The sequence below is a fragment of the Streptomyces sp. NPDC101151 genome, assembly GCF_044768335.1.
Lineage (GTDB): Bacteria > Actinomycetota > Actinomycetes > Streptomycetales > Streptomycetaceae > Streptomyces.
In genome coordinates, this window is sequence record NZ_JBIWPP010000044.1 from 1 (window position 1) to 23,948 (window position 23,948).

Annotated in this window: 23 protein-coding genes; 18 read left to right on the forward strand and 5 right to left on the reverse strand. The window is 71.9% G+C overall.

The window, feature by feature from the left end:
- Positions 1-93: 93 nt before the first annotated feature.
- Positions 94-462, reverse strand: a complete 369-nt coding sequence (locus ACIRU3_RS41185) for a YciI family protein (protein WP_404068205.1) — start codon at positions 460-462, stop codon at positions 94-96.
- A gap of 63 nt (positions 463-525) precedes the next feature.
- Here ACIRU3_RS41185 and ACIRU3_RS41190 point away from each other — a divergent pair, with 63 nt between their 5' ends.
- The 15 genes from ACIRU3_RS41190 to ACIRU3_RS41260 all read left to right on the forward strand — a co-directional run bounded on the left by ACIRU3_RS41190 (position 526) and on the right by ACIRU3_RS41260 (position 16,365).
- Complete coding sequence (locus tag ACIRU3_RS41190) at positions 526-1,332, forward strand: aldose 1-epimerase (protein ID WP_404068208.1); 807 nt, start codon at positions 526-528, stop codon at positions 1,330-1,332.
- Between the two features lie 10 nt (positions 1,333-1,342).
- Positions 1,343-1,891 (forward strand): orotate phosphoribosyltransferase, encoded by a 549-nt coding sequence (gene pyrE, locus ACIRU3_RS41195; RefSeq protein ID WP_404068211.1) that lies wholly within the window; start codon positions 1,343-1,345, stop codon positions 1,889-1,891.
- Between the two features lie 145 nt (positions 1,892-2,036).
- Entirely contained in the window at positions 2,037-3,059 is a 1,023-nt protein-coding gene (fbaA, locus tag ACIRU3_RS41200; RefSeq protein ID WP_404068213.1) for a class II fructose-bisphosphate aldolase, read from the forward strand.
- 68 nt (positions 3,060-3,127) lie between these two features.
- Complete coding sequence (locus ACIRU3_RS41205; RefSeq protein ID WP_404068215.1) at positions 3,128-4,600, forward strand: MFS transporter; 1,473 nt, start codon at positions 3,128-3,130, stop codon at positions 4,598-4,600.
- Positions 4,601-4,612: 12 nt separating this feature from the next.
- Positions 4,613-5,026, forward strand: coding sequence for a DUF3151 domain-containing protein (locus tag ACIRU3_RS41210; protein ID WP_404068218.1), 414 nt, complete (start codon positions 4,613-4,615; stop codon positions 5,024-5,026).
- A gap of 148 nt (positions 5,027-5,174) precedes the next feature.
- Complete coding sequence (locus tag ACIRU3_RS41215) at positions 5,175-6,023, forward strand: tryptophan 2,3-dioxygenase family protein (RefSeq protein WP_404068221.1); 849 nt, start codon at positions 5,175-5,177, stop codon at positions 6,021-6,023.
- A complete protein-coding gene (gene kynU / locus ACIRU3_RS41220; RefSeq protein WP_404068224.1) occupies positions 6,016-7,200 on the forward strand; it encodes a kynureninase in 1,185 nt (394 codons plus the stop codon). The genes ACIRU3_RS41215 and kynU overlap by 8 nt, the downstream gene beginning before the upstream one ends.
- A 237-nt stretch (positions 7,201-7,437) precedes the next feature.
- Positions 7,438-8,343: an alpha/beta hydrolase gene (locus ACIRU3_RS41225; protein WP_404068227.1), complete on the forward strand. Its 906-nt coding sequence runs from the start codon at positions 7,438-7,440 to the stop codon at positions 8,341-8,343.
- 137 nt (positions 8,344-8,480) lie between these two features.
- Entirely contained in the window at positions 8,481-9,581 is a 1,101-nt protein-coding gene (locus ACIRU3_RS41230) for an alpha/beta hydrolase (RefSeq protein ID WP_404068229.1), read from the forward strand.
- A complete protein-coding gene (locus tag ACIRU3_RS41235; protein WP_404068231.1) occupies positions 9,574-10,788 on the forward strand; it encodes an acyltransferase in 1,215 nt (404 codons plus the stop codon). Before ACIRU3_RS41230 ends, ACIRU3_RS41235 begins: the two co-directional genes overlap by 8 nt.
- A gap of 10 nt (positions 10,789-10,798) precedes the next feature.
- Positions 10,799-12,319, forward strand: coding sequence for a sensor histidine kinase (locus tag ACIRU3_RS41240; protein ID WP_404068234.1), 1,521 nt, complete (start codon positions 10,799-10,801; stop codon positions 12,317-12,319).
- Positions 12,316-12,996: a response regulator gene (locus ACIRU3_RS41245; RefSeq protein ID WP_404068237.1), complete on the forward strand. Its 681-nt coding sequence runs from the start codon at positions 12,316-12,318 to the stop codon at positions 12,994-12,996. Before ACIRU3_RS41240 ends, ACIRU3_RS41245 begins: the two co-directional genes overlap by 4 nt.
- Positions 12,997-13,110: 114 nt before the next feature.
- Positions 13,111-14,463, forward strand: coding sequence for a sensor histidine kinase (locus tag ACIRU3_RS41250; RefSeq protein WP_404068240.1), 1,353 nt, complete (start codon positions 13,111-13,113; stop codon positions 14,461-14,463).
- Entirely contained in the window at positions 14,460-15,125 is a 666-nt protein-coding gene (locus ACIRU3_RS41255; protein ID WP_404068243.1) for a response regulator, read from the forward strand. The genes ACIRU3_RS41250 and ACIRU3_RS41255 overlap by 4 nt, the downstream gene beginning before the upstream one ends.
- A 19-nt stretch (positions 15,126-15,144) precedes the next feature.
- Entirely contained in the window at positions 15,145-16,365 is a 1,221-nt protein-coding gene (locus ACIRU3_RS41260; protein WP_404068245.1) for a cytochrome P450, read from the forward strand.
- A 92-nt stretch (positions 16,366-16,457) separates the two neighbouring features.
- Here the strand turns inward: ACIRU3_RS41260 and ACIRU3_RS41265 are convergent, their stop codons facing one another.
- Both ACIRU3_RS41265 and ACIRU3_RS41270 read right to left on the reverse strand, forming a co-directional pair.
- Positions 16,458-18,089: an ABC transporter permease gene (locus tag ACIRU3_RS41265; protein WP_404068248.1), complete on the reverse strand. Its 1,632-nt coding sequence runs from the start codon at positions 18,087-18,089 to the stop codon at positions 16,458-16,460.
- Positions 18,086-18,988: an ATP-binding cassette domain-containing protein gene (locus ACIRU3_RS41270; protein WP_404068250.1), complete on the reverse strand. Its 903-nt coding sequence runs from the start codon at positions 18,986-18,988 to the stop codon at positions 18,086-18,088. The genes ACIRU3_RS41265 and ACIRU3_RS41270 overlap by 4 nt, the downstream gene beginning before the upstream one ends.
- Before the next feature lie 74 nt (positions 18,989-19,062).
- On the opposite strand from ACIRU3_RS41270, the gene ACIRU3_RS41275 reads away from it, so the two are divergent.
- Positions 19,063-19,554 carry a GbsR/MarR family transcriptional regulator gene (locus ACIRU3_RS41275; protein ID WP_404068253.1) on the forward strand — a complete coding sequence of 164 codons (492 nt, stop codon included), beginning with the start codon at positions 19,063-19,065 and terminating at the stop codon, positions 19,552-19,554.
- Between the two features lie 55 nt (positions 19,555-19,609).
- Here ACIRU3_RS41275 and ACIRU3_RS41280 read toward each other — a convergent pair whose 3' ends face one another.
- Together ACIRU3_RS41280 and ACIRU3_RS41285 are read right to left on the reverse strand one after the other, a co-directional pair.
- Positions 19,610-21,121 (reverse strand): APC family permease, encoded by a 1,512-nt coding sequence (locus ACIRU3_RS41280; protein ID WP_404068256.1) that lies wholly within the window; start codon positions 21,119-21,121, stop codon positions 19,610-19,612.
- 135 nt (positions 21,122-21,256) lie between these two features.
- The gene (locus ACIRU3_RS41285; RefSeq protein WP_404068258.1) at positions 21,257-22,108 is read right to left on the reverse strand and encodes a diacylglycerol kinase; all 852 of its coding nucleotides are present in this window, start codon (positions 22,106-22,108) and stop codon (positions 21,257-21,259) included.
- A 197-nt stretch (positions 22,109-22,305) separates the two neighbouring features.
- On the opposite strand from ACIRU3_RS41285, the gene ACIRU3_RS41290 reads away from it, so the two are divergent.
- Together ACIRU3_RS41290 and ACIRU3_RS41295 are read left to right on the forward strand one after the other, a co-directional pair.
- Positions 22,306-23,589, forward strand: a complete 1,284-nt coding sequence (locus ACIRU3_RS41290) for an adenylosuccinate synthase (protein ID WP_404068261.1) — start codon at positions 22,306-22,308, stop codon at positions 23,587-23,589.
- A gap of 105 nt (positions 23,590-23,694) precedes the next feature.
- Positions 23,695-23,907: a hypothetical protein gene (locus ACIRU3_RS41295; RefSeq protein WP_404068264.1), complete on the forward strand. Its 213-nt coding sequence runs from the start codon at positions 23,695-23,697 to the stop codon at positions 23,905-23,907.
- Positions 23,908-23,948: the final 41 nt, after the last annotated feature.

Here is a 23,948-nt window from a genome sequence, read left to right on the forward strand (position 1 = left end):
GACTTCCCACGGCTTCGGCCGAGCCACCCCGCACCCCCAAATCATCGAGCTCGGAGTGATCCAACCACCTCGAAGATCATTTCGTTAGGGGTTCTAAGGCGTATCGCCCATGCCGAACCAGTCGTGGATCGGCCGTACCTCGACCGCCACGACATGGAAGTCGAGGACTTGCTCGGCGACGGCGCGCGCCCGCTCCGGGCTCGCGCACTCGATCACGTAGTAGGCGGTCAGCTGCTCGGTCGCGTCCGTCAGCGGCCCGTCCGCCGCGACCGACCCCTCCCCGGCCCACCGGAGGGTGGCCGTGTCCCGCGGAAAGGCCAGCCCGGCGCCGTTCAGCATCTCGCCGGTGTCCGCCAGGTCCTGGTGGAGCGCTTCGTGCCTGCGGAACACCTCCGCGCGCTGCTCGGCGGTCATGGCCTCGGTCGCCGCGGGATCGGCGTACATCAGCACCATGTACTTCATGTCCCCACCCTGGCACCGCTCGTACGGCGCACGCCCCCTTGATCGCCCCAGTAGGGTCGTCCCGTGAGTAACGAAGACATCACGCTGACCGCGGGCGACGCGGAAGTGACGGTGCAACCCGGCAACGGCGGCCGCATCGGTGGGCTCCGGATCGGCGGCGTGGAGCTGCTGCGGCAGGGCGAGCGCTACGGCTGCTTCCCGATGGTGCCCTGGTGCGGCCGGATCCGGGAGGGCCGCTTCCTGGACGGCGCCACCGTGCGTCAGATGCCCCTCAACTCCCCGCCGCACGCCATCCACGGCACCGCGCGCGACGGCGCCTGGCGCACCGCCCGGGTGGCCGGCGGCGAGGCCGTCATCACGCACGACCTGGCCGACCCCTGGCCGTACCGTGGCCGCGTCACCCATGTCGTCACGCTGGCCGAGGACAGCCTGACGCTGACGATGTCCGTGGAGGCGTACGACGACTCCTTCCCGGCGCAGATCGGCTGGCACCCCTGGTTCCACCGAACCCTCACGGGCGCGGACGGTGCGGCCGGCGAGGGCGTCCGACTGGACTTCACCCCCGCCTGGCAGGAGGAGCGCGGCGCCGACCACCTGCCCACCGGCAACCGTGTCGACCCCCGGCCCGGCCCCTGGGACGACTGCTTCGGCATGCCCGGCGGCGTCGACGTCACCCTCACCTGGCCCGGGCAGCTGGAGCTGAAGGTGACCAGCCGCGAGGAGTGGGTCGTCGTCTACGACGAGCAGGCGGAGGCGGTCTGCGTGGAGCCGCAGACGGGTCCGCCCAACGGCCTGAACACCCTCCCTCGCCTGGTCACACCGCTGGAGCCGCTGGAGGCCACGACCACCTGGAGCTGGCGCAGGCCCTAGGCTGGTCGGCATGACGGACGTACGAGGCGCGCTGCTGCAGCAGATCAAGGACAAGGCCGTGGTGCACGGCAAGGTGACCCTGTCGTCGGGTCTGGAGGCCGACTACTACGTCGACCTGCGCCGCATCACCCTCGACGGCGAGGCCGCCCCGCTGGTCGGCCAGGTGCTCCTGGACCTGACCGCGGATCTGGACTTCGACGCGGTGGGCGGCCTGACCATGGGCGCCGACCCGGTCGCGGCCGCCATGCTGCACGCGGCCGCCGCGCGCGGCAGGAGGCTCGACGCCTTCGTCGTACGCAAGGCGGCGAAGGCGCACGGTCTGCAGCGGCGGGTGGAGGGACCGGAGATCGCGGGCCGGCGCGTGCTCGTCGTCGAGGACACCTCCACCACCGGCGGTTCGCCGCTCACCGCCGTCGAGGCCGTGCGCGAGGCGGGCGCCGAGGTCGTCGCCGTGGCGACCATCGTGGACCGGGCGACCGGCGCCGCCGAGAAGATCGAGGCCGGCGCGGGCGTTCCGTATCGGTTCGCCTTCTCGAAGGATGAACTGGGTCTGGACTGACGCGCCGGTTTGACCTGGACTTGGCCGGGGCGCCGACCATCACGTCATGTCTGGAAAGATGGGGACGACGATGACGTCGCCCCCAAGGTCTAGGTCAGGGCCGTAGTACGCAGATCGCCAACCCGCACACCCAAGGAGCGGACAGATGCCCATCGCAACCCCCGAGGTCTACAACGAGATGCTCGACCGGGCGAAGGCAGGCAAGTTCGCCTACCCGGCCATCAACGTCACCTCGACCCAGACCCTGCACGCGGCGCTGCGCGGCTTCGCGGAGGCGGAGAGCGACGGCATCGTCCAGATCTCGACGGGTGGTGCCGAGTTCCTCGGCGGCCAGTACAGCAAGGACATGGTGAGCGGCGCGGTCGCGCTCGCCGAGTTCGCGCACATCGTCGCCGAGAAGTACCCGGTCAACGTCGCGCTGCACACGGACCACTGCCCGAAGGACAAGCTCGACGGGTACGTACGCCCGCTGCTCGCGATCTCCGAGGAGCGCGTCAAGGCCGGCCGCAACCCGCTGTTCCAGTCCCACATGTGGGACGGCTCCGCCGAGACCCTGGCCGACAACCTGGCCATCGCGCAGGAGCTGCTGGAGCAGGCCCGCCGGGCGAACATCATCCTCGAGGTCGAGATCACCCCGACCGGTGGCGAGGAGGACGGCGTCTCCCACGAGATCAACGACTCCCTGTACACCACGGTCGACGACGCGATCCGCACCGCCGAGGCCCTCGGCCTGGGCGAGAAGGGCCGCTACCTGCTGGCCGCCTCCTTCGGCAACGTGCACGGCGTGTACAAGCCGGGCAACGTCGTGCTCCGCCCCGACCTGCTGAAGGAGCTGAACGACGGCGTGGCCGCCAAGTTCGGCAAGCAGTCCCCGTTCGACTTCGTCTTCCACGGCGGCTCCGGCTCCACCGAGCAGGAGATCCTGACCGCGCTGGAGAACGGCGTCGTGAAGATGAACCTCGACACGGACACCCAGTACGCATTCACCCGTCCGGTCGCCGACCACATGTTCAGGAACTACGACGGCGTCCTGAAGGTCGACGGCGAGGTCGGCGACAAGAAGACCTACGACCCGCGCACCTGGGGCAAGCTGGCCGAGGCGTCCATGGCCAAGCGCGTCGTGGAGGCCACGCAGAACCTGCGCTCGGCGGGCAACAAGATCAAGTAACCCGCTGCGGTACCTCCGGTGAGCCCGACGCCTGCCTTTGGCGCCGGGCTCGCTGTATACCTGGGACCATGCCCGATGTCCGGATCGCCTCGTCCCAGGGCAAGTGGATCCTGTTCACCACGGTCCTCGGCTCCAGCATGGTCCTGCTGGACTCGACCGTCGTGAACGTGGCGCTCCCGACGATCGGCCGCGATCTCGGCGGGAGCCTCGCCGCCCTGCAGTGGACGGTCAACGCGTACATGGTCACGCTGGCCGGGCTGATCCTGCTGGGCGGTTCGCTGGGGGACCGCTACGGCCGCCGCAGGACCTTCGTGCTGGGGGTCGTCTGGTTCGCGGCCGCGTCCCTGCTCTGCGGCCTCGCCCCCACCCCCGGCATCCTCATCGCCGCCCGTGCCCTCCAGGGTGTCGGCGGCGCGCTGCTCACCCCCGGCTCCCTCGCCCTCATCCAGGCCTCCTTCCACTCGGACGACCGGAGCCGGGCGGTCGGTCTCTGGTCCGGCTTCGGCGGAATCGGCGCGGCCGTCGGCCCGTTCCTGGGCGGCTGGCTGGTGGACGGCCCGGGCTGGCGCTGGGTGTTCCTGCTCAACGTGCCGCTGGCCCTCATGTGCGTCCCCGTCGCCCTGCGCCATGTTCCCGAGTCGAGTGGGGGAAGCGGCGCCCGGGGCCGCTTCGACGTGCTCGGCGCGGCGCTGGGCGCCCTGGCGCTGGCCCTGCTGACGTATGCGCTGATCGAGGCCCGCAGCGGCTCCCTGACCGTGGCGCTGAGCGCGGTCGCGGGTCTGGCCGCGGCCGTCGCCTTCGTCCAGGTCGAGAGGCACCGCCCGGATCCGATGCTCCCGCCGGACATCTTCGCCTCGCGCCAGTTCACGGCGGTCAACCTGGTCACGCTGTGCGTGTACGCGGCCTTCGGCGGCTACTTCTTCCTCACCGCGCTCCAGCTGCAGGTGGTGGCGGGCTACTCCGCCCTGCAGGCCGGTACGGCCCTGCTCCCCTCGACGGCCCTGATGCTGCTGTTCTCGGCCCGCTCCGGCGCACTGGCCGACCACACGGGCCCCCGGCTGCCGCTGACCGCCGGCCCCCTGCTGTGCGCGGCGGCGATGCTGCTGATGCTCCGGGTGGGCGAGGACGCGGACTACCTGACGGACGTCCTCCCGGCCGTCCTCGTGATGGGCACCGGCATGGTCACCCTGGTCGCCCCGCTGACGGCCACGGTCCTCGCCTCCGTCGACACCGCCCGGGCGGGCCTGGCCAGCGGCATCAACAACGCGGCGGCCCGAGCGGCGGGCCTGGTCGCCGTGGCCGCGCTTCCGCTGCTGGCGGGCATGGGACCGGAGGCGTACCGCTCCGCGGTCGCCTTCGACGCGGCGTTCGACCGGGCGATGCCGATCTGCGCGGGGGTCCTGGTCGCCGGGTCCGTCCTCGCCTTCACCCTGGTGCGCCGTCCGGCCCCGGACTGCCGCCACCCGGAGTGCAGGACCCACGGCTGTGTGACGGCTCCGCCGCTGGAGGGCCGTGGGACGGACGGCCGAACCCCCCAGTGACAGACTGAACTCATGACGATTCACGAGAACCTCCTCGGCGGCCCGCCTCCCACCCACCTCCCCGACGACCCGGAGCCCCGCGAGCTGCTCGCCCAGGGCACCGCCCCCGCGGACGTCGCCGCCAGGTACCCGACCTCCTCCCTCGCCTGGGCCCAGCTGGCCGACGACGCGTTCGAGCGGGGTGCGGTCGTGGAGTCGTACGCCTACGCCCGTACGGGCTACCACCGCGGCCTGGACGCCCTGCGCCGCAACGGCTGGAAGGGCCACGGCCCGGTCCCCTGGGAGCACGAGCCCAACCGCGGTTTCCTGCGCGCCCTGCACGCCCTGGCCCGCGCCGCGCAGTCGATCGGCGAGCAGGAGGAGTACGAGCGCTGCGCGCAGTTCCTGAAGGACTCCTCCCCGACGGCGGCCCAGACCCTGGGCTGACCCCCCGGGGGTGGTGTGGCCCGTCTGGCAGCGGACGGGCCTTGCCGTATCCCATGGGATTGCGGAGGATTCCGCTTGGGGACCGGGGCCCCCGTGCCGGCATCGGCAGGGGCGGACCGCTACCCGGAGTAACAAACAGGAGACAGCGATGTCCCAACAGGCTCATCCCCCTCACGAGGCCGCTGAGCCCGAGACCCCGCATCTCGACTTCGCCGGTACGACGCCGTACGAGGACTACGTCAAGGCGGATGTGCTCACCCACCTCCAGCACACCCTCTCCGACGATCCCGGAGAGATGGTCTTCCTGGTCACGACCCAGGTCATGGAGCTGTGGTTCACGGTCGTCGTGCACGAGTGGGAGACCGCCGCGAAGGCGCTCCGCTCGGACGACGTCCCGGTCGCCGTCGCCGCCCTGAAGCGGTCCGTACGGGAACTGGAGGCCCTCAACGCCTCCTGGAAGCCGCTCGGCCAGCTGACCCCGGCACAGTTCAACTCGTACCGCAGCGCTCTCGGCGAGGGCTCCGGCTTCCAGTCGGCGATGTACCGCCGCATGGAGTTCCTGCTCGGCGAGAAGTCCGCGTCCATGCTCGTCCCGCACCGCGGCGCCCCCCGTGTCCACGCGGAACTGGAGAAGGCCCTGCACGAGCCGAGCCTGTACGACGAGGTCGTACGGCTCCTCGCGCGCCGCGGTCACGCGATCCCCGGCTCCGTCCTGAACCGGGACGTCGCCCAGCGTTACGAGACCTCCGACGCCGTCGAGGCGGCCTGGGCGGAGATCTACTCCGGCGATCAGAACGCCGAACTCGCCCGCCTCGGCGAGGCGCTGTCCGACGTGGCGGAACTGGTCTGGCGCTGGCGCAACGACCACCTGGTCGCCACCCGCCGCGCGATGGGCGCCAAGTCCGGCACGGGCGGCTCCGCGGGCGTGGCCTGGCTGGAGAAGCGCGCCCGCAAGAACGTGTTCCCCGAGCTGTGGACGGCGAGGTCGCATGTCTGAGCCGGCCCTGCGCGCGGAGAAGCTGGACGCGGCGGACGAACTGGCCCCGCTGCGCTCCCGCTTCGTCCTCGATGACGTCGTCTATCTGGACGGAAACTCCCTCGGCGCCCTGCCGGCGAACGTGCCGGGCCGCGTCGAGGACGTCGTCCGCCGGCAGTGGGGCGAGCTCCGCATCCGCTCCTGGGACGAGAGCGGCTGGTGGACGGCGCCCGAGCGGATCGGCGACCGCATCGCCCCGCTGGTCGGCGCGGCACCGGGGCAGATCGTCGTCGGCGACTCGACAAGCGTCAACGTTTTCAAGGCACTGGTGGCCGCGATCCGGATGGCCGACGAGCACCGCGACGAACTCCTGGTCGACGCCACGACGTTCCCCACGGACGGTTACATCGCCGAGTCGGCGGCCCGCCTGACCGGCCGCACCCTGCGGGCGGTCACTCCCGCGCAGGTGCCCGCGGCGCTGAGCGACCGCACCGCGGCGGTGCTGCTGAACCACGTCGACTACCGCACCGGCCGGCTGCACGACCTGCCGTCGCTGACGGCCGCGATCCACGCCTCGGGCGCCCTCGCGGTCTGGGACCTGTGCCACAGCGCGGGCGCGCTGCCCGTGGGCCTGGACGAGCACGGGGTCGACCTGGCGGTCGGCTGCACCTACAAGTACCTGAACGGCGGCCCGGGCGCACCGGCGTACCTCTATGTGCGCAGCACGCTGCAGGATCGCTTCGACTCGCCCCTGCCCGGCTGGAACTCCCACGCCGAACCCTTCGGCATGAGCCCGTCCTACGCCCCGGCACCGGGCGCCCTGCGCGGTCGCGTCGGCACCCCGGACATCCTCTCCATGCTGGCCCTGGAGGCCGCCCTGGAGGTCTGGGACGGCGTGTCCGTCGGTGCGGTCCGCAGCAAGTCCCTGGCTCTGACGGACTTCTTCCTGGAGTGCGTCGCCGCGTACACCGAGCCTGGCCGGGTCGAGTCCGTGACTCCCGGGCCCCACGAACAGCGGGGCAGCCAGATCGCCCTGCGCTGCGCCGACGCGGGCACCGTGATGAAACGGCTCATCGACCGGGGTGTGGTGGGCGACTTCCGCCACCCCGACGTCCTCCGCTTCGGCTTCACCCCGCTGTACGTCGGCTTCGCCGACACGGAGCGGGCGGCTCGGGTGCTGGGGGAGGTGCTCGGGTAGCCCGACAGAGACAGAAAAAGGGGGCGGGGTACGACGGTGCCCCGCCCCTCGGTGTCCCTCGGTGTGCCTCGGTGTCCCTGCGGCCGAGCACGAACGCCGCACAGAACCTTTTGACCTCACCCTGCGTGACATCCCCATGTCCCGGCACATGACCGGCCTGATACCGTCCCCGCCAACGGCCGACGAAGAATTCCCGCCCGGTCCGCCAAACCCGTTCTGTCGCTGAGAGGTTGGAGCATGCCGGACGACGCCGCAGCAGCCCGCGCCGCCGCCGAAGAGGAGTCGGCCTTCTCGCACCCGCCGGTCGACCCCGATGTCACCGCCGCCTACGGCGACCACCCCGACCAGGTGATCGACTTCTACGCCCCCCGGACCGACACCGCCCTCGCCCCCCTGGTCGTCGTCCTGCACGGCGGAGCCTGGCGCGCCCGCTACGACCGCCGTCACATCACCCCCTTCGCGGACTACCTGGCCCGCAGGGGCTTCGCCGTGGCCAACGTGGAGTACCGGCGAGGGGGAGAGCCCCAGATCCCCGCCCAGAACTCGGGGTCCGACACCGGCGGCGGAGCCCCGACCCCGCCGGCCGGCCGCTGGCCCGACACCCTGGACGACGTGGCCGCCGCCCTCGACGCACTCCCCGCCTTCCTGCGCGAAGCGCTCCCGCAGGCCGATCCCGGCCGCACGGTCCTCACCGGTCACTCGGCGGGCGGTCACCTCGCTCTGTGGGGCGCGGCCCGCCACGTCCTGCCCGCCGACGCGCCCTGGCGCACGGACCGCCCGGCCCCCTTGCGCGGTGTGGTCGCGCTGGCCCCGATCGCGGATTTCGCAGTGGCGGAGAAACTGGACGTCTGCGGCAACGCGGCCCTGCAATTCCTCGGCGGCCAGGACAAGTTCGCCGGACGGCAGCCGTACGCCGACCCCGTGCTCCTCCTTCCGACGGGCATCGCGACGACGGTGGTCCAGGGCCGTACGGACGTGGTGGTGCCGTATGCGGTGGCCGAGGCGTACGCGGACGCGGCGGCGAAGGCGGGCGAGGTGGTCGGCCTGACGCTGCTGGAGGACGCCGGCCATTTCCCGCTGATCGACCCGGCGGCGGACGCGTGCGCGGTGGTGGCGGAGGAGATCGCACAGCTGGCGTGGTGACCGACCCGGTCATACCCGTAGTACTTGAGAGCTACGAACCGGAACAGCTCCCTGGCGGGACGCGAACGACACCCCGCGATTTCTAACTTCCTTGTAGGACAAGCCCGATGGCCGGGCTCTCCGAAAGGAAGCCACCCATGGGGCAAGCGCCGCGGACCGACACCACCTCGCGCCCGCCGACGGCGCCTTCGCCACGGACCGACAGCCCGCATCTGCCGACAGCGCGTCCGCCCCACGTGGGCCACCCGCGCCCGACCACGAAAGCCGTACGGGCGGGGCGAGCGGGACAGCAGTCCCGGCCGAAGGCCTGGTGGCGTCAGATCCTCCTCGCCGCCGCCACGGTCGCCGCCCTGACCGCCGCGGCGCACCCCGAGATCCCCGCGCCCGCCCCTGCCACGCTGTCCCCGCCCACCGCCGCCACCCTCGCCTCGACCTACGAAGCCAACCGGGCCAACGCCGGACAGGCCGCCCGCATGGCAGCCGCCCACGGCGACACCCACCGCGCCGCGGCCGACCGGACCCTGGCCGCCGCCAACCTCCTCGGCTTCGACGGCCGGGGCGCAGGCCGGGCCACCGAGGTCCTCGGCGACCTGCTCCACGCCGACCGCATAGCCGTCCTGGTCCCCGGCTCCGACACCTCCCTGGACACGTACACCCGCTTCCACAGGACCGCGGCGGCCCTGTACAAGGACCTGGGCCACCGCACGAGGAACGGCACCCGCACGGCGGTCGTCGCCTGGCTCGGCTACCCGACCCCGGGCACGGTCAGCACCACGGTCACGACCGCGACCCGAGCCGACCGGGCCGCTCCCCGTCTGCGTTCCCTCGTACGGGAGTTGCGCACACTCGCCCCCACCCGCGCCCGTATCTCCGTCCTCTGCCACTCCTACGGCTCGGTGGTCTGCGGCCGGGCCGCCCCCGGCCTGGACGTCGACGGCATGGTGCTGCTCGGCAGCCCCGGCACGGGTGCGGACACCGTGGCCGGCCTGCACACCCGTGCCCGTGTCTGGGCGGCGCGCGGCAGCAGGGACTGGGTGGCCCACGTGCCCCACATCCGCGCCGACCTCCTGATCACCACCGTCGGCTTCGGCACCGACCCGGTTTCCCGCGCCTTCGGCGCCAGCGTCTTCGAGGCGGCCGGCGCCGACCACAGCGGCTACTTCACCCCGGGCTCGGTCTCCCTCGCCAACCTGTCCCGGATCACCCTCGGCGAGACCTCGGAGGTGACCCGTGGCTGAGCCGTCCCTGAGCGCTCCGCGCCGCGCGCTGCACACGATCCGTCAGGGCGCCCACCGCGTGGACGCCGCCACCCCCGCCTCCCGGGACCGCGCGGTCGACGCCCTGCGGGCCCTCGCGATCCTCGGTGTGGTCCTGGGCCACTGGCTGGTCACTGCCCTGGTCGCCCAGGACGGCGGCCTGCACACGGCGAGCCCGCTGCAGCATTTGCCCTGGCTGGCCCCGATCTCCTGGGTCTTCCAGACCCTGGCGGTGTTCTTCCTGGTGGGCGGACATGTGGCGACCCGCGGCCTGGCCTCGGCACGCGACCGCGGTCTGTCGTACCCGCAATGGCTGCGCACCCGCCTCTCCCGCCTCCTGCGACCGGTGGTTGCCCTGCTGATCCTGTGGGCCGTGGCCGCAGTGTCCCTGCTCCTCACCGGCGCCCCCCTGGCCACCGTCCACACCCTCCTCAAACTCGCGCTGTCGCCCCTGTGGTTCCTGCTGGTCTTCGCCGCCCTGACGGCGGCCACCCCGGTGCTCACCCGCCTCAACCCCCTCTGGCCGCTGGCGGTCGTGCTGCACGTGGACGTCCTGCGCTTCGGCCTGCACATGGGCCCCTCCTGGCTCGGCTGGGTGAACCTGGCGGCGGGCTGGATGGTCCCCTACACCCTGGGTGCGGCCTGGACCCGAGGCGAGCTGGAGAGCCGCCGAGCGGCCTGGGTCCTGCTCACAGCCGGTACGGCGGCCACGGCGGCCCTCGTCCTTTGCGCCGGCTACCCGGCATCCATGGTCGGCGTCCCGGGCACGGCCGTCTCCAACCTGAACCCCCCGACGCTGGCGGCCGTCACCTTCGGCCTGGCCCAGTGCGGTCTGGCGCTGCTCCTCCGCGGCCGCCTGCAGCGGGCGACGACCCGCCCTCTGGTCTGGTCGGTCATCACCCTGACGAACCTCTCGGCGATGACGATCTTCCTCTGGCACCAGACGGCCCTGATGGTGACGACGGCGACCGCCCTCCCGGCCGGCCACCTGCCGGGCCTGCACACCCGGCCCGACTCCCTGGACTGGGTGGCGGCCCGGCTGTCCTGGCTCCCCCTCTTCGCCCTGGCGCTGGTCCTGTTCTGGACGGCCTTCCGGCACCACGAACAGGGCCCCCGCCGCCCTCGTAACCGCCCGTCCCGGCTGGTCCGCGGCCACTCGCCCCGAGCAAAGGCCGAGCACCATGCCTAAAGTTGACCAGGTGACACCCGCGGCCGCCGACGGCGAATTCGCCCCACAGGGGCCACCCGCACCGATACCCGTACCCGTACTCGGCAGGGACGTACCCGGCAAAGAAGCACCCGCACCCGTCCCCGCACCCCGTAGGTCACGCGTCCGCAGCTGGCTCGGCGAAAACCCCTCCCCCCAGTCACCCCCCTTCTCCAAGTACCGCTGGCTCCGCCTCTTCACCTATCTGTTCACCGGCTACGCGGGCCTCGCCGTGGCCCTCGGCGGGGGAACGGAACTGTCCGAGAGCTACGGCCTCACCACATCCGTGGCCTTCCTCGCCGCCTTCCTCCAGGCCGGCGCCATGGTCCTGGCGCTGTGGCGCCCGCTGCCCGCCCTGGCCGTCTCCCTGTCCGCCGCGGTCCTCACCGCGCTGCTGGCCCGCCCGCACCTGGAGTCGGTCCATTCCGCCGGCCCCAACTGGCCCTGGACCACCCCCACTCTGCTCCCGCACATGGTGGTCCTCCTGCTCCTCGCCCTGCGCGTCCGCCTCGGCGGCGCCCTGACCGCACTGCTCGTCACGACCCTGGCGACCTACGTCCTGCAGGGCCCCATCGGCGCGCAGCGCTACTCCTCGACGGGCGTCATGGCCGTCGCCCTGTTCTCCGTAGCGGTCCTCATCGGCTCGGCCCTGCGCGGCCGCAGCGAGGCCCGCAGCCAGCTGATCCAGCAGACGACGATCACCGCCGAGGAGCGAGCCCGCCGCACCCTCCTGGAGGAGCGCAGCCGTATCGCCCGCGAGCTGCACGACGTGGTCGCCCACCACATGTCGGTGATCTCCATCCAGGCCCAGGTGGCCCCCCACCTGGTGGAGAACCCCTCGGAGGAACTGAAGGAGAACCTCGCGGGGATCCGCGGCAACGCGCTGGAGGCCCTGACCGAGCTGCGCCGCGTCCTCGGCGTGCTGCGCTCCGAGTTCCCCGACGACCCGGAGGCCGCCGAGGACCCGTACCGGCTGGCCGCCCCCGGGGCGGGCCCCGCCCCCGACGCCCCGCAGCCGAACCTCGCCCGACTGGACGCCCTGATCGAGAACACCCGGGCGGCCGGTCTGGACGTGAGCACCGCCTTGCGCGGAGAGCCCCGCGGCTATCCGCCCGGCGTGGAGCTGTCGGCGTACAGGATCGTCCAGGAGGGGCTGAGCAACGCCCTGCGGCACGCCCCGGGTTCGACGGTCCGGGTGGAAGTCGATCACCTCTCCGACGGCATAGTCCTGTGCGTGGTCAACTCCCGGCCCCGCCAACCGGTCCAGCCCTCCCCGGGCACGGGTCACGGCCTGCTGGGCATGCGGGAGCGCGCGGCGATGCTCGGCGGGAAGGTCACGGCGGCCCCGACCCTGCGCGGCGGCTTCATGGTGAGGGCCTTCCTCCCGAAGACGGGCACACCCCTTCCGCCCCGGCCCGAGCCCCCGCACCTGCCCCGCCCCGAGTTCATCTTCCCGCCCCTGCCCGACGACCCGGACCACCCTGAGTCCCCGACAGGAGAACCGACCCCATGACGAGCGGCGCCGGCACCATCCGCGTACTCATCGCCGACGACCAGCAGATGGTCCGACAGGGCTTCACCGTGCTGCTCAACACCAAGCCCGACATCGACGTGATCGGGCAGGCGGTGGACGGCCTGGACGCGATCGCCAAGGTCGCCGAGCTGACCCCGGACGTGGTCCTGATGGACATCCGGATGCCCGAACTCGGCGGCATCGAGGCGACCGGCCGCATCACTGTCGACCACCCGGGCATCAAGGTCCTGGTCCTCACCACCTTCGACCTGGACGAGTACGTGTACGACGCGCTGCGCGCGGGGGCCTCCGGGTTCCTGCTCAAGGACGCCTCGGCGGACCAGCTCGCCGAGGCGGTGCGGGTGGTGGCGGCCGGGGACGCGCTGCTCGCCCCGGGCATCACCCGCCGTCTGATCGCCGAGTTCTCCCGTATGGACGGCTCTCCGCGGGCCCCGCTCAAGCAGCGCGTGGGCGATCTGACGGAGCGGGAGACGGAGGTGCTGGCGCTGATCGCGCAGGGCCTGTCGAACGCGGAGATCGCCGAGCGGCTGGTGGTGGCCGAGCAGACGGTGAAGACGCATGTGGGCCGGATCCTGGTGAAGCTGGGCCTGCGCGACCGCACCCAGGCGGCGATCTTCGCCTACGAGTCCGGCCTGGTACGCCCCGGCGGCCGTTGACCCCGACCTTTCCCGTACCCGGCCCTTCCCGTACCCGTAGTACCTGAGGGGGATTCCCGAGGACCCTTCTACGAGGGGACGACCGCGGCCCCGGCGGGGCCTACCGTTTTGCCTGTGACCGAGACGACGCACACGCAGACGACACCGCCGGGCGGAGCCGCGAGGCCGCGCAGCCCCGAGTTCCGGCTCGCCGCTGACGCCTTGCGCGGGCTGCGGCAGGACCTGTTCCACGACGCCTTCGCCTACCGTCCGCTGCCCCGCAGGGACGCCGACGGCAGGCTCGCCCGTCGGTCCGGTCGCATCAAGGACTACGCGGCGTGGACACCGCACGCGACGGTGGCCGCCCTCGGCCTGGTGGCGATGCTGTTCGCCCTGGCGAGCGGGTACCCCGGACTGCCGGCCGCGCTGTGCGCGCTGCTGGCGCTCGTCCCGGTGCTGCTGACCCTGGCGCGTCCGGTGGGGGCGTTCTGGTTCTCGCTCGCCGCGTCCACGGCCTGCGCGGTCATCGGCGGGGCGGACGGCTGGAGCGACTGGCCGTGGCTGCCGGGCAGCTTCCTGTCCCATCTGGTGGTGCTCACGGTCGTCGCGCTGCGCACCCGCCCGCGCGCGGCGGCCTGGATGTGGGCGCTGACCGCGGTCTACGGCTTCCTCGCCGAGAACGTCCTCGGCTCGGGCCACTACAACACCAACGTCGGCCCGATGCTCGTGGTCTCCGCGCTGCTCCTGCTGATCGTCACCGTCCGGCACATCCGCCGCGAGGCCGCGCAGGAGGTGTCCGCGCAGCAGACGGTGACGGCGGTGGAGCGTTCGCGGCGCACCCTGCTGGAGGAGCGCACGACCATCGCCCGCGAGCTGCACGACGTGGTCGCCCATCACATGTCGGTGGTCGCCATCCAGGCGGAGGCCGCGCCCTACCGGGTGGAGAACCCGCCGCCGGAGCTGGAGAAGGCCTTCGCCACCATCCGGGAGAACGCGGTGGCGGCCCTGACCGAGCTGCGCCGGGTGCTGGGAGTGGTCCGCGCGGAGGACTACGAGGCGCCGGACGCCCCGCAGCCCACCCTCGCCGACCTGGACGGACTGCTCGCCAATGTGCGGGAGACCGGTCTGGAGGTGGAGAAGACGGTGACCGGCGCGGTGCGCGAACTGCCGCAGGGGGTGGAGCTGTCGGCGTACCGGATCGTGCAGGAGGCGCTGAGCAACACGCTGCGGCACGCTCCGGGGGCGGGCGCACGGGTCGAGATCGGGTACGTTCTCGGTGGCCTGGGCCTGCGCATAGTCAACGGCGCGCCGCCCGCGTCGGCCCTGCTGAAGCCCTCCCCGGGCGCGGGGCACGGCATCACGGGGATGCGGGAGCGCGTCGCGATGCTGAGCGGAGAGATGACGGCGGGCCCGGCGGCCGACGGAGGCTATGAGGTGACGGTGTTCCTGCCGGTGCCCGTGGACATCGCGATCGAGGGTGAGGCATGACGATCCGCGTACTGATCGCGGACGACCAGATGATGGTGCGCGAGGGCTTCTCGGTCCTGCTGAACGCGATGCCGGACATCGAGGTCGTCGGCGAGGCCGTCAACGGCCGCCAGGCGGTCGAGCGGGTGCGGGAACTCGCCCCGGACGTGGTGCTGATGGACATCCGCATGCCGGAGCTGAACGGCATCGAGGCCACGCGGGAGATCGTCGCGGCGGACGGGGCGGCGAAGGTGCTGGTGCTGACCACGTTCGACCTGGACGAGTACGTGTACCAGGCGCTGCGTGCGGGGGCTTCCGGGTTCCTGCTGAAGGACGCCTCGGCGCGGCAGCTGGCGGACGGGGTGCGGGTGGTGGCGTCCGGGGAGGCGTTGCTCGCCCCGTCGGTGACCAAGCGGCTGATCACGGAGTTCTCGCGGCTGTCGGAGTCACCGCGCATGATGCCGGCGGCACAGGCGGCGTACGGGGAGCTGACGGAGCGGGAGACGGAGGTGCTGGTCCTGATCGCGCAGGGCCTGTCGAACTCCGAGATCGCCGAGCGGCTGGTGGTGGCGGAGTCGACGATCAAGACCCATGTGAGCCGGATCCTGGTGAAGCTGGGGCTCAGGGACCGTACGCAGGCGGCGGTGTTCGCGTACGAGGCGAGGCTGGTCACACCGGGGTGAGCCGGGCTAGCGTCCGTGCATGGCAGCTGCTTCGGACCTCGCTTTCGACCCCTGGGACCCCGCGTTCCTCGCCGACCCGTACCCGGCCTACGCCGAGCTGCGGGCACGCGGCCGGGTGATCCGGTACGAGCCGACCGACCAGTGGCTGGTCCCGCACCATGCGGATGTCTCGGCGCTGCTGCGGGACCGCCGTCTCGGCCGGACCTACCAGCACCGGTTCACGCACGACGACTTCGGCCGGACGGCGCCCCCGCCGGAGCACGAGCCGTTCCATGTGCTCAACGACCACGGCATGCTCGACCTGGAGCCACCGGACCACACCCGGATCCGGCGGCTGGTGTCGAAGGCGTTCACCCCGCGCACGGTGGAACGGCTGAAGCCGTATGTGCACGGCCTGGCGAACGAGCTGGTGGCGAAGCTGGTCGGGGCGGGCGGCGGTGATCTGCTCGCGGAGGTGGCGGAACCGCTGCCGGTGGCGGTGATCGCCGAGATGCTCGGCATCCCGGAGCCGGACCGCGCCCAGCTCCGTCCGTGGTCGGCGGACATCTGCGGGATGTACGAGCTGAACCCGTCGCAGGACACGGCGGCACGGGCGGTCCGGGCGTCGGTCGAGTTCTCGGAGTACCTGCTGGAGCTGATCGCGGCCCGCCGCAAGGAGCCGGGGGAGGACCTGATCTCCGGCCTGATCGCGGCCCACGACGAGGGCGACCGGCTGACCGAGCAGGAGATGATCTCCACGGCGGTGCTGCTGCTCAACGCCGGTCACGAGGCCACGGTCAACGCCACGGTGAACGGCTGGTGGGCCCTGTTCCGCAACCCGGCCCAGCTGGCGGCTCTCCGCGCCGACCACTCCCTGGTCCCCTCGGCGATCGAGGAGCTGATGCGCTACGACACCCCGCTCCAGCTCTTCGAGCGCTGGGTCCTGGACGACATCGAGATCGACGGCACGACGATCCCGAGGGGCGCGGAGATCGCCATGCTCTTCGGCTCCGCCAACCACGACCCGGAGGTCTTCCGGGCCCCCGGGGAACTCGACCTCACCCGCGAGGACAACCCGCACATCTCCTTCAGCGCGGGCATCCACTACTGCATCGGGGCGCCGCTGGCCCGCATCGAACTGGCGGCCTCGATGACGGCCCTCCTGGAACAGGCCCCGGCCCTGGCCCTGGCGGCGGCCCCGGAACGGAAGCCGAACTTCGTGATCCGGGGGTTGGAGGGGTTGAGCGTCGAGGTGGGGTGATCAGCCGCTCGGGCGATCACCGGATGATTCCGGGTGGTTGCCACCGGCGGCCGGCCGGGCGGACCCCGACGGCGTGCTGATGGCGGTCGCAATCAGGTGGTCAGGTCCCGCCTCCGCAGCCCCGCCAGGCCGACAGCCGTCAGCAGCGCCGCCAGCCCCGCGAGGACCAGCACCGGCGCCCGTTCCATCCGCCCGCCCGGCAGCTTCGGCAGGTGGCCGAACGGGGAGAGGTCCAGGACGAGTTGCGGTGCGTCCAGGGCCGGGCCGACCCAGCCGATCAGCAGGACCGCCACGGCGATGCCCCAGGCGGCCGGAGCCAGGCGGGGGGCCGGCCCGTACAACAGGACCGTCAGGCCGCCGATCACCCACACCGCCGGGAGCTGCACCAGGCAGGCGCCCAGGATCGGCGCGACCTCCTTGCCGTAGCCGACGGCGAAGCCCAGGCCTGCCAGGAGCATGATCAGGGCCGAGCCGCCGAAGGCGATCGTCAGATGGCTCGCGGCCCAGCGGAGGCGGCCGACCGCGCAGGCCAGCACCGGTTCGGCGCGGCCGGAGGTCTCCTCCCCGTGCAGGCGCAGCACCGAGGCCACGACGTACAGGGCCGCGATCAGGCCCAGCATGCCGACCATCGACGCCAGGAACGCGTCCGTGAGGCCGCTCTGCCCGCCCATCCGCTCGACGATCTTCCGCGCGTTGTCGTTGTCGCCGACCAGGCCGGCCGCGCCGTCCGCGAGCCCGCCGTAGACGACCCCGGCGAGGAAGAAGCCGATCGACCAGCCGAGGACGCTGCCGCGTTGCAGCCGCCAGGCCAGTGCGCCCGCCGTGGCGAGGCGGCCGGCGGCCGGGCCGGGGCGGGTGGGCAGGAAGCTCATGCCGATGTCCCGGCGCCCGGCCAGCCGGTAGGCCACCGCGCCCTGGATCAGTACCGCCGCCGCGAACAGGACCAGCACCCACCAGCGTTCGTCCGCGAAGGACCGCAGGTTCTCCAGCCAGCCCAGCGGCGACAGCCAGGTCAGTACCGACGAGGCTGCCCCGGTGCCGGAAGCCTGGGAGGTGCCCCCGTCCGTGGCCGCGTCGCCCGCCGCGCGCAGTACGAACGCGGCCCCGAGGACCGCGGCCGTCAGGCCCCGGGCGAGCCGGGCGCTCTCCGTCAGCTGGGCGACGATCGCCGCCATCGTGGCGAAGACCATGCCGACGCCCGCGAGGCCGAGGCCGAAGGCCAGCGCACCCGACGCTCCCTGCCCGGCCAGACCGGCCGTGACCAGCAGCGCCAGCAGGGCGTTGGCGACGGCCGCCGCCAGCAGCGCCGCCGTGAGGGAGGCCCGGCGGCCCACCATCCCCGACGCCACCAGCTCCTGCCGGCCGCTCTCCTCCTCGTCCCGGGTGTGCCGTACGACGACGAGCAGGCTCATCGCGGCCGCGAGCGCGGCGGCGTAGACCCCCACGCGCCAGGCGGTCAGCGCGCCGATGGAGGTGTCGAAGACCGGTCCGATCAGGGCCCGGAACGAGGCGTTGGTCTCCAACTGGTGGACCAGGTCGGCGCGTTCGGCCGTGGTGCCGTACAGGTTCTTCAACGTGTTCGGCATGGAGAGGATCATGAGGGCGTTCACCGCGACGAAGACCGGGATCATGACCCGGTCGCGGCGCAGGGCGAAACGCAACAGGGTGAGGGTGCCGGCCAGTTGGCGGGAGCCGCCCGGCGTGCGGAGCGCCGGCGTGGTCATCGCGACACCTCGGCGTTCTCGTCCTGGTAGTGCCGCAGGAACAGTTCCTCCAGCGTGGGCGGTGTCGAGGTCAGGGACCGTACGCCCGACTCGCTCAGTTGCCGCAGGACGCCGTCCAGCCGGTCGGTGTCGACCTGGAGGCGGACGCGACGCCCCTGGATGTCCAGGTCGTGGACGCCGGGGAGCCGGGCCAGCCCGTTGGGCGGTCCCGCGAGTTCGGCGGTGACACTGGTGCGGGTGAGATGGCGCAGCTCGGCCAGCGAACCGCTCTCGACCGTGCGGCCGGCCCGGATGATGCTCACCCGGTCGCAGAGCTCCTCGACCTCGCTCAGGATGTGCGAGGAGAGCAGGACCGTACGGCCCCGGTCCCGCTCCTCCTCGACACAGCGCTGGAAGACCTCCTCCATCAGCGGGTCCAGGCCCGAGGTCGGCTCGTCCAGGATGAGCAGGTCCACGTCGGAGGCGAAGGCGGCGACCAGGGCGACCTTCTGCCGGTTGCCCTTGGAGTAGGTGCGGCCCTTCTTGGTGGGGTCCAGCTCGAAGCGCTCGGTCAGCTCCGCCCGGCGCCCGGCGTCGAGGCCTCCGCGCAGCCGGCCGTAGAGGTCGATGACCTCGCCGCCGGAGAGGTTGCGCCACAGGGTCACGTCGCCGGGGACGTAGGCGATCCGGCGGTGCACCTCCACGGCGTCCGTCCACGGGTCGCGGCCCAGGACCTGTGCGGCGCCCGCGTCGGCCCGCAGCAGGCCGAGCAGGATGCGAATGGTGGTCGACTTGCCGGCGCCGTTGGGCCCGAGGAAGCCGTGTACCTCACCGGCTTCGACGTCCAGGTCGAGACCGTCCAGCGCGTGCGTACGGCCGAAGGACTTGTGGAGTCCGGAGACCGTGATTGCCTTGGTCATGGTTCTGAACGTACGCTTCTTTCAGAAATTTGTGAAGTTAAGGAAGTGCATGAATCCCGGATAGGGTGAGGGACATGACGGAGTCGAGTACTGAGAGGGACCCGGAGTCGGTCTCGCGATTCGTGGAGCACTTCGCGGCACAGCTCGTCGAGGCAGGTGTGCCGCGGATGCCGGCCCGGGTCTTCGCCGCGCTGCTCGCCTCCGACACCGGCACCCTGACCTCGGCCGACCTGGGCGGGCAGCTGCAGATCAGCCCCGCGGCCGTCTCCGGCGCCGTGCGCTATCTCGCGCAGGTCCACCTGGTGTCGCGGGAGCGGGAGCCCGGCTCGCGCCGGGAGCGCTACCGGGTGCACAGCGACCAGTGGTACGAGGCGCTCACCAGCCGTGAGGCGATCATCAAGCGCTGGGAGGACGCCCTGCGCGACGGCGTGGCCGGCCTGGGCGCCGACACACCGGCCGGGCGCAGGCTGGCCGAGACCCTGGACTTCTTCGAGTTCATCGAGCGGGACGTGGCCGAGATCATGGAGCGCTGGCGGGCGTACCGGGAGCAGAAGTACGCCCGCTGACGTCCGGGGCATGTCCGCCGGGTCGGGCCCGAGGGGCTGAGCCGCCGGACAGGACCTAGCGTTCCTTCGTCTCCTCCAGCACCGTCCGCCCCAGCAGCGCGTACCGCTCGGGCGAGCGCCGCTTGAGGTACTGCGCGCAGCCGATGCCGGTCCCCGCGACCAGGGCCACCAGCCACGGCGTCGCCTTCAGCACCAGTGACCCGGACTCCGGGCCGGCCGCCGCGCCCATGTTGGACACCAGCAGCACGACCACGGCGAGCATCGCGACGCCCCCGGCGAGCGGTGCGGCGAAGGTGCGGAACCAGTGGCGGCTCTCGGGGTGGTGGGAGCGGAAGTACACCAGCACCGCGAAGGAGCACACGGCCTGGACGACCAGGATCGCCATGGTGCCGAGGATGGCGAGCAGGACGTACGTGCCGGTGTACGGGTCCTTGCCGGCGGCCCAGAAGGCGCCGATCAGCACCGCGCTGACGATCGTCTGCACCAGACCCGCGATGTGCGGGGAGCCGTGCCGGACATGGGTGCGGCCGATGGTGTTCTTCAGCGACGGCAGCACGCCCTCCCGGCCCAGCGCGTACAGATAGCGGGCCGCGCAGTTGTGGAAGGCCATGCCGCAGGCCAGTGAGCCCGTGATCATCAGCCACTGCATGACGACGACCGCCCAGTGGCCGACGTAGCGCTCGGTCGGGTCGAAGAACAGGGCGAGCGGATCGGCGGAGGAGGCCGCATGCACGGCCGCGGCCTCGCCGTTGCCGGTGACGGCCATCCAGGAGACGAAGACGTAGAAGACGCCGACGCCCAGGACGCTGATCATCGTCGCCTTGGGGATGATCTTCTTCGGGTCGCGCGACTCCTCGCCGTACATCGCGGTCGACTCGAAGCCGACCCACGACCAGAAGGCGAAGAAGAGCCCGAGCCCGGCGGACGTGCCCTTGAAGGCGTTGACGGGGTTGACCGGCGCGAAGGTGAACCCGTGCGGCCCACCGCCGTGGAAGGCGACCGAGACGGCCATCGCGGCCAGCACCGTCACCTCCGTCGCCAGCAGTACCACCAGCAGCTTCTCGGCGACGCTCACCCCGAACCAGGTGCCGGTCGCATTGATGACGAGCATCAGGACCGCGAAGGCCCACCACGGGATGTGCAGGCCCGTCTGGTCCTTGAGGGTGTTCGTGGCGAAGGTGGAGAAGATCCCGATCAGCGCGGGCTCGAAGACGACGTACGCGAAGGTCGCGAGCAGTCCCGAGGCGAGGCCGACGGTGCGGCCGAGGCCGTAGGAGATGAAGCCGTAGAAGGCGCCGGTGGACGTGATGTGCTTCGCCATGGACGTGAAACCCACGGAAAAGATTGCCAGTACGACCATTGCGACGAGATAGCTCGCAGGTGCCCCGATGCCATTGCCGGAGGACACCATGAAGGGCACGTTGCCGGTCATCGCGGTGATCGGCGCAGCCGTGGCGACGGCCATGAACACCACACCGAGCAGGCCGACGGCGTTGGGTTTCAGCCGATGAACCGCCCCGTCGCCATCCGTCTCCGCCGCCGGGGCGACGCCCTCGTCCACTGCCATCGGGTGGCCCCTTCCTGACCGTCACGCGCGGACGCACCGCGCCTTGATGGAGCAGGATGGTGGAGGAAGAACCGGTCCCTCAAGGGGTCGGCACGGTTAAATATTTGTCACCAGACCTTTAGGGGCTCGGTGCGGTCACGCGTGCACGGGCAACGTCAGCGCCCAGGCGGCCTCGCGCACGGTCCATGTCCGGCGCCGTACGGGCCCCGAGACCAGGGCGTCCGCCCGGTACCGGAAGTCCGCCCCGACCACTGTCACGGAGTGGCCGGAGGCCCGCAGGGGGGTCGCCTCGGCGCCCACCGACAGCGGCCGCACCTCGACCTCGGCCACCCCGCGAGAACCCGGCGTCACCGACACCGCCTCCACCGGCTGGTCCAGGTCCACGAGCGTCTCGCCGTCGATCTCCACCCGCAGCCGGGAGGGCCCGGGGGCCGGTACGGCCGGCAGGCGGGTGGGACGGGGGGCCAGCGTGCGGACCAGGGAGCGGTACGTCGTGCGCAGCCAGGGGCGCCCCGCGGGGACGCTCACCGGTTCGGCGATGGCCCCCCGCACCGGCGCCGGCGGGATGCCCAGTGCGCCGAGGACCACCCCGTCGCTGTCGTCCACCAGCAGGTCAAGGCGCCGCTCCGCCCCGTCGAGCACGGCCCGGGCCGCCGCCACCGCACCGGCCGGCACGCCGAGGGACTCCGCCAGGGCCGCGCCGCCGACCGGCACCACCGACAGGCCGCATCCGGCCAGCTCCCGGTGCCGGTGCAGCAGGGTCACCGCGCGGACCAGCGCCCGGTCGTCGCCGACCACGACCGGGCGCCGGGACCCTCGCCGGCCGAGTGCCCGAGCAAATTCCTCGGGCCCGTCCGGCAGACACACTTTGGTGGTCGCACCCGCGCTGAGCACGTCTTTCGCGATTCGTACGGACTCCCCGTCCGCCAGCCGTGCCGCCGGATCGATGATCACAAGCAGCTGATCGGACGTCGCGAAGGTCGCCACCTCGGTCCTGCCTCGCTTCCTCGGGTAGCATCTTTGTGCAAGAGCCCCTTGCGCTATTGCGCCAGGGGCTTCGTCTATTCCGGGGCATCCGGTCCGACGGTTGTGCGACCAAAGGCGGTCGCGGTGGTACGCGGCGGTGAACCTTACGCCCAAGCCCCCGACCTTGGACATGCCCCGCCCGGAAGGGGTGTACGCGCGTGCCCGCACTTGTGCTGCTCGGTGCTCAGTGGGGTGACGAAGGCAAGGGGAAGGCGACCGACCTGCTCGGTGGCTCGGTGGACTATGTCGTTCGCTACCAGGGCGGCAACAACGCCGGCCACACGGTGGTCGTCGGCGACCAGAAGTACGCACTCCACCTTCTCCCTTCCGGAATCCTCTCGCCCGGCTGTACGCCGGTCATCGGCAACGGTGTCGTCGTCGACCCGTCGGTCCTGCTCTCCGAGCTGAGCGGTCTGAACGAGCGTGGCGTAGACACGTCCAAGCTCCTGATCAGCGGCAACGCGCACATCATCACGCCGTACAACGTGACCGTCGACAAGGTGACGGAACGCTTCCTCGGCAAGCGCAAGATCGGCACCACCGGCCGCGGCATCGGCCCGACCTACGCGGACAAGATCAACCGCGTGGGCATCCGTGTGCAGGACCTGTACGACGAGTCGATCCTGCTGCAGAAGGTCGAAGCGGCCCTCGACGTCAAGAACCAGGTCCTCACCAAGCTGTACAACCGGCGCGCGATCACCGCCGACCAGGTGGTCGAGGAGCTGCTGGGCTACGCCGAGCAGATCAAGCCGTTCGTCGCCGACACCGTGCTGATCCTCAACCAGGCGCTGGAGGACGACAAGGTCGTCCTGTTCGAGGGCGGTCAGGGCACCCTCCTCGACATCGACCACGGCACGTACCCCTTCGTCACCTCCTCGAACCCGACCGCGGGCGGTGCCTGCACCGGGGCCGGCGTGGGCCCGACGAAGATCAGCCGGGTCATCGGCATCCTCAAGGCCTACACGACCCGGGTCGGCGCGGGTCCGTTCCCGACCGAGCTGTTCGACGAGGACGGCGAGGCGCTGCGCCGCATCGGCGGCGAGCGGGGCGTCACCACCGGCCGTGACCGCCGCTGCGGCTGGTTCGACGCGGTCATCGCCCGCTACGCGACCCGCGTGAACGGCCTGACCGACTTCTTCCTCACCAAGCTGGACGTGCTCACCGGCTGGGAGGAGATCCCGGTCTGTGTGGCGTACGAGATCGACGGCAAGCGCGTCGAGGAGCTGCCGTACTCGCAGACCGACTTCCACCACGCGAAGCCGGTCTACGAGACCCTGCCGGGCTGGTCCGAGGACATCACCAAGGCGAAGTCCTTCTCCGACCTCCCCAAGAACGCCCAGAACTACGTCAAGGCGCTGGAGGAGATGTCCGGTGCCCCGATCTCCGCGATCGGCGTGGGCCCGGGCCGGGACGAGACGATCGAGATCAACTCGTTCCTGTAGGCCGCGGGCACCGCTCCCGCCGCGTCCTTCCGGCCGCCCGCCGGTCCGCCCTCCGGGGTGTGACCGGCGGGCGGTCTCCCGTTGCGCGAGGTGCACAATCGGAGTATGACCGTCCACCGGAGCGCGTGGTGCCGGGGACCGTACGGCGGGGAAGGAGCCCAGGCCGACGGCACGGACTGCTCCGACCCCGCCGTCTTCGAGATCGCCCGGCACAACAAGCCGCCGCTGCGGGTGTGCCCGGTCCATCTGGGGCCTTCGCTGCTGATGGCGAGCGGGGTGCTGTGGCCGCCGGAGATAAGACTCATCGGCCGGCCCTGAGCCGGTTCACCGGCCGCCTCGACGCAGCCTGTCCCCCGAAG